The 5,907-nt window shown below is 45.4% G+C and carries 4 protein-coding genes; 3 read left to right on the plus strand and 1 reads right to left on the minus strand.

The features are described from left to right. Positions 1 to 157 precede the first annotated feature (157 nt). Positions 158 to 355 carry a hypothetical protein gene (locus A2W93_06015; protein ID OFY55644.1) on the minus strand — a complete coding sequence of 66 codons (198 nt, stop codon included), beginning with the start codon at positions 353 to 355 and terminating at the stop codon, positions 158 to 160. 311 nt (positions 356 to 666) lie between these two features. Here A2W93_06015 and A2W93_06020 point away from each other — a divergent pair, with 311 nt between their 5' ends. From A2W93_06020 to A2W93_06030, 3 genes are all read left to right on the plus strand, one after another. After that, positions 667 to 2,517, plus strand: coding sequence for a hypothetical protein (locus A2W93_06020; protein OFY55645.1), 1,851 nt, complete (start codon positions 667 to 669; stop codon positions 2,515 to 2,517). A 13-nt stretch (positions 2,518 to 2,530) separates the two neighbouring features. Then, entirely contained in the window at positions 2,531 to 4,681 is a 2,151-nt protein-coding gene (locus A2W93_06025) for a methylmalonyl-CoA mutase (GenBank protein ID OFY55647.1), read from the plus strand. A 215-nt stretch (positions 4,682 to 4,896) separates the two neighbouring features. Further along, entirely contained in the window at positions 4,897 to 5,802 is a 906-nt protein-coding gene (locus tag A2W93_06030) for a hypothetical protein (GenBank protein ID OFY55646.1), read from the plus strand. Positions 5,803 to 5,907 lie beyond the last annotated feature (105 nt).

A 5,907-nucleotide genomic window follows, 5' to 3' on the forward strand; every position in this document is an offset into this window, starting at 1 on the left:
ATTTTCAATAGGCTCTGCAACAACTAACAAAGGGAGTTTTATTCATAGGAGATCCCGGCTTCCACCGGCAGAGCTTGTGGACACGCGGAGACCGGGAACTTCATTAGGCTTTTTTGTTGACTTTCCTGGCTTTACGTGCATGTTTCATTAGCCGTTATTATGAAGCGTTACCCTTGAGAAATGCGGCATTCACACACAGTTTGAATATTACAAGATAGTTACTCTCCCGCAAAAGAGCCAGATTGCTTTTCGGTACAAAAACCCCGGAATTGTTGTCGAAATGCTCAAGCCACCCTTCAATAGTAGCTTTGTTTCTGATAACCGCGGGCAAAATCCTTGTTTTTTTCTTTTCCATAAGGACGTTTTTCGATTAGATTATTCGAAAAGGCTTAATGAAATCAAAGAATAAGTCGTCGACAAACAAATATTATTGTTACACAAAACGCAAACATAAACAAACCAAATATAGTTCATACAATCAAAATGTTTTATAAATAAATGTTATACTTTTCAGAAAACTCTGCCGGTAGTACGTAAAACCGCATGCTTACAGCGATTTGTCAGGTCATACGCATAAAAAACAATTACATACTTGCATATTTGAAAAGCTGACATATCCTGATATATAAAAACAATTACCTTTGCAGCGCGAAAAACAGCAAAAACATGAGTGACAATAAATTGTTCAGCGAATTTCCACCTGTTACCAAACAGGCGTGGGAACAGCTGATAAACGAAGACCTCAAGGGTGCTGATTACGAGAAAAAGCTGGTTTGGAAGCCGCTCGACGGGTTTTCGATTCAGCCTTACTACATGGCAGAAGACGTAAAAAACGTCCTGCCGGCCAATCATCCCGGCCAAGCCCCTTATGTACGCGGCTATAAAGCCAGCGGAAATGAATGGAAAATTATTCAGCAGATTGATTCTCCCGATGCAGCCGAAGCCAATCGCTTTGCCAGCAATGCGCTTCAGCGTGGCGCCAACGGAGTTTCGTTCAAACTCGATTTCAGCGACAAACAGGAAGATCTGTCAACGTTGCTCAAAGACATCGACCTGACGAAATCTGCCGTACATTTTCATTCGCATCACAGCTACAGCATTCTGGCTGAACTCCTGAAAGCCGAAGCGGCTTCGAAAGGGGTGCAGAACAGTGCCCTCAGCGGAAGTTTTAACTTCGATTCGTTTGGCTATTATTTGCTCAAAGGTGAGTATTATAACAGCCATGAGGATAATATGAATGAGCTGAAATGCCTGATTGAAAATGTAGGAAAGTCTCTGCCTGGCTACAAAGTGGTGAATGTAAACGGACAGCATTTTGCCAATGCGGGTGCTTCTGCTGTGCAGGAACTTGGTTTTGCCATTGCTTCGGCACATGAATATTTGCAGGAAATGCTGAATAAGGGACTGAAAGCCGAAGACGTGCTGCCAAAAATGCGCATCACGCTTTCTGTCGGACCGTCCTATTTCCTTGAAATGGCCAAATTCCGCGCTGCACGCTGGTTGTGGGCTACTGTTGCCGCACAATACACCAGCAATGCAGAACTGCAGAAAGTAACCATACACGGTGTTTCATCGCTCTACAACAAAACGTTGTATGATTTATACAACAACATGCTGCGTAATACCACCGAGGCCATGAGTGCCGCGTTGGGCGGAGCCGACGAAATCACCATTCTTCCGCACGATTTTATTGTTGGCAAGGAAAGCGAATTCGGCGACCGCATTGCACGCAATGTACAGCTGTTGCTGAAAGAAGAATCGCATTTTGCCGATGTGGCCGATCCTGCTGCTGGCTCTTATTACATCGAATCGCTCACGCAAAGTGTAGCAGAATTTGCATGGAATCAGTTCCGCATGATTGAGTCAGCTGGCGGCTTCCGGAAGGCAATGGAAAGTGGTCTGATTAAAACTGAAATTGAAAAAACCGCCGCCAAACGCGAAAAAGATATTGCTTCGCGCAAGATGGTGTATGTAGGAGTCAATAATTATCCGAATACAAACGAGCAATTTGCAGAGGCAGCCGCTTTTGTTAATGCTCCAATTGCTGAAGGAAATTCACTGAACATAAAACGCGGTGCATGGAGTTTCGAACAGATTCGCATGCGTGCCGACAAGCATGTAGCCGCCGGCAACAAACGCCCGCGCGTGACCATGCTGCAGTTTGGCAATATTGCCATGCGCAATGCCCGTGCGATTTTTGCAAGCAACTTCTTCGGAATGGCCGGTTACGAAATCACCACTATTCTGAATGACGATACCATTCAGGACGGTGTGAAAAAAGCGCTGGACGAAAAACCCGGAATCATTGTTCTTTGCAGCAGCGATGATGAATACCCGACATTGGGTATGGAATACATGGCTGCACTGCGCAACAGCAAAATTCCTGTAGTGATGGCTGGTAGCCCGGGCGACAACGAAGGCGTTTACCGCGAAGCCGGAATTCATAGCTTTGTACATATGCGCACCGCCGCACTCGAAGCGCTTGAGAACTATCACACGGTTTTATCAGTTCAATAAAAAAGGAGTGAAAATGAGACCGGATTTTAAAAATATACAACTCGCAGATTTCAAAAGCAAAGCTCCGTTTACCGCATGGGAAAAGGAAAACAGCATTGCGCCGGACCTTGATACGCCGGAAAAAATTAAAATAAAACCTGCTTTTGGCGAAGAGGATCTTGCCAACATGGAGCACCTGTCTTACGGAGCCGGCCTTTCGCCGTTTCTTCGCGGACCTTACAGCACCATGTATGTCATGCGTCCCTGGACCGTGCGTCAGTATGCGGGTTTCAGCACTGCAGAAGAATCGAATGCTTTCTACCGCCGCAATATGGCTGCAGGTCAGAAAGGTCTTTCGGTGGCATTTGACCTGGCAACGCACCGTGGCTACGACAGCGACAATGAGCGCGTGCTCGGTGATGTCGGAAAAGCAGGCGTAGCCATCGATTCCATCGAAGATATGAAAATTCTCTTCGATCAGATTCCGCTGGGCGAAGTGTCGGTGTCGATGACCATGAATGGTGCTGTGTTGCCTGTAATGGCCTTCTATATTGTCACTGCCGAAGAACAGGGCGTGAAACCTGAACAGCTGGCCGGTACTATTCAGAACGACATTCTGAAGGAATTTATGGTGCGCAACACCTACATTTATCCGCCGGTACCGTCGATGAAAATCATTGCCGATATCTTCGAATACACATCGAGGTTAATGCCCAAGTTCAACAGCATTTCCATCAGTGGTTATCACATGCAGGAAGCAGGTGCTACCGCCGATATCGAAATGGCATACACACTGGCCGACGGACTTGAGTATCTGAGAACGGGCATCCAGGCAGGGATTCCGGTAGATAAATTTGCACCTCGTCTGTCGTTTTTCTGGGCGGTTGGCATGAATCATTTCATGGAAATTGCCAAGATGCGCGCTGCACGTATGTTGTGGGCAAAAATTGTCAGCAAGTTTGAACCGAAAAGTGCCAAATCACTGGCGCTTCGCACACACTCACAGACATCGGGCTGGTCGCTCACCGAGCAGGATCCGTTCAACAACGTGGCCCGCACAGCGGTTGAAGCTATGGCGGCTGCTCTTGGTCACACCCAGAGTCTGCACACCAATGCACTCGACGAAGCCATTGCGTTGCCAACCGATTTCTCTGCCCGCATTGCACGAAATACTCAGATTTTTATTCAGGAAGAAACCGATATCTGCCGTGCCATTGACCCATGGGCAGGTTCCTATTATGTAGAATATCTGACCAAACAATTAGCGGAAAGCGCATGGAAACTCATTGAAGAAGTGGAAGAACTCGGCGGTATGGCCAAGGCCATCGAAACAGGTATTCCGAAAATGAGGATAGAAGAAGCTGCCGCCCGCAAACAGGCCCGCATCGACAGCAAGCGCGATACCATCATTGGTCTGAACAAATATCGTCTTGAAAAAGAAGATCCGATTGACACCCTCGAAGTGGATAACACCGCTGTGCGGGAATCTCAGATTGCAAGACTGAAAGAGATCAGGTCTACGCGCGACAATGCTGCCGTTACAGCTGCGCTCGAAGCCATCACAAAAGCATGTGAAACCGGACAGGGGAATTTACTGGAATTGGCTGTTGATGCTGCTCGCAAGCGTGCAACGCTGGGTGAAATCAGCGACGCTATGGAGAAAGTTTTTGGCCGTTATTCCGCTGTCATAAGAAGTATATCAGGCGTGTATTCATCCGAAAGTCAGTCAAACGAAAGCTTTATAAAAGCGACTGCGCTGGCCGCAGAATTTGCCGCACTCGAAGGTCGTCGCCCGCGAATTCTCATTGCAAAAATGGGACAGGACGGACATGACCGCGGAGCCAAGGTTGTAGCTACCGGTTATGCCGATATCGGTTTCGATGTCGACATTGGTCCGCTGTTCCAGACTCCGGCCGAAGCCGCTCGCATGGCGGTGGAGAACGATGTTCATATTCTCGGAGTTTCGAGTCTTGCCGCCGGCCACAAAACGCTGGTACCGCAGGTCATCGAAGAACTGAAGAAGCTTGGACGCGAGGACATCATGGTGATTGTGGGTGGAGTAATTCCGTCCCAGGATTATGACTTCCTGTTCAAAGCCGGCGCTCTGGCCGTTTTCGGCCCTGGCACCGTCATCTCCGATGCAGCCATCAAGATGCTGGATATTATGATTGCCTCAAGAAAATAAATACATTTCAATTTTTGCAAAAGCACCATTGTCGGATTGATGATGGTGTTTTTTTTGCATGTGGCATGGCGTTACTTCGCAATCGCTCTGATTCCCGCTCTCAAATTCGCTTCCGCCCTTCCAGAGTCAGGAAGTGTCCTGGAAGAGTCGGTGCGAAGATTCAGCTGTTCCATTAAACAAAAATTTTAGAACACATTTGGATTGGTAAAGTTTTGATGTATATTTGCGAAAAAGCACGCATGAGAAATTTTCCATTAATATTTCTTTTGTTATTAATGTCCGTGTTCTATACAAGTGCTCAGGAATTTAAAATTAAACTCTACGCCAAGGATTCAGCCGGCAAAACAGATAGTATTTTGATTGGGCAGGATCCATTAGCAACAGATTTCATTGATTCCATTTTTGATGAAGAGAATATATATTCCATTCCATGGGACAGCTTGCTTGAAATAAGAGCTGGCGAAGCGTCTGAAGGATATTTAAACATGTATGACACGTCTGCAGCTGTTTTCCATTCAAAAATTCAAATTGCAAATAAAACCTGTGAGTTTTATCACATGATAAAAATTGTAGTTAAGTGTACTCATTTCCCATTGGAAATTTCGTGGGATACGGCATCATTCACCGATGATTCCTGCCTTTTTGCCAGCTATATCACAACAGGAACTGCATGGGGAAACGATTGGTTTGACGGTGTCTTTGCCACACTCAATCCGGAAAACCCATCGTTTGCAAATAATAAATTGATTATAAATGAATATGGCTATCATGATTCTCCTGCCACGTATAGTCTGGGTGGCGAAAATCTCCTGCAAATGATGGTTTCATTTAGCAATAGTATTCCAGTGAATTTTGATGAAATCTTTTCGCAAGAACAACTTTACACATACCCAAATCCATCAAATGGAGTTTTCGATATAATTTTTCCTTCCTGTCCGGGAAAGGTCTCCTATGATATTTATGATTTACGATGCAAGCTGATTAAGTCATTTGTAGCGAATACGCAATCATCAAATGTACTTCATGTTGATACAGCATATTTGCCAGATGGCATATACTTTTTATCGTTAAACACGACCGAATATAGTCGTAGTTTGTTAAAAATAGTTATTTCCAATTAACTCAAAAAACGGGTCAGATTAAAAACTTGGGGAGAAAGTGTATTTTTGGGTTCAAAAAATACACAAAATGGAAACAGATTTACTGCGATTGGTTTTACCAGAGAA

The sequence above is a fragment of the Bacteroidetes bacterium GWF2_43_63 genome, from assembly GCA_001769275.1.
Lineage (GTDB): Bacteria > Bacteroidota > Bacteroidia > Bacteroidales > DTU049 > GWF2-43-63.

Bases quoted from the DNA above. Each gene is read 5' to 3' on its own strand.
- A2W93_06015 (OFY55644.1), bottom strand. From the start codon at position 355: ATGGAAAAGAAAAAAACAAGGATTTTGCCCGCGGTTATCAGAAACAAA.
- A2W93_06020 (OFY55645.1), top strand. From the start codon at position 667: ATGAGTGACAATAAATTGTTCAGCGAATTTCCACCTGTTACCAAACAG.
- A2W93_06025 (OFY55647.1), top strand. From the start codon at position 2,531: ATGAGACCGGATTTTAAAAATATACAACTCGCAGATTTCAAAAGCAAA.
- A2W93_06030 (OFY55646.1), top strand. From the start codon at position 4,897: ATGTATATTTGCGAAAAAGCACGCATGAGAAATTTTCCATTAATATTT.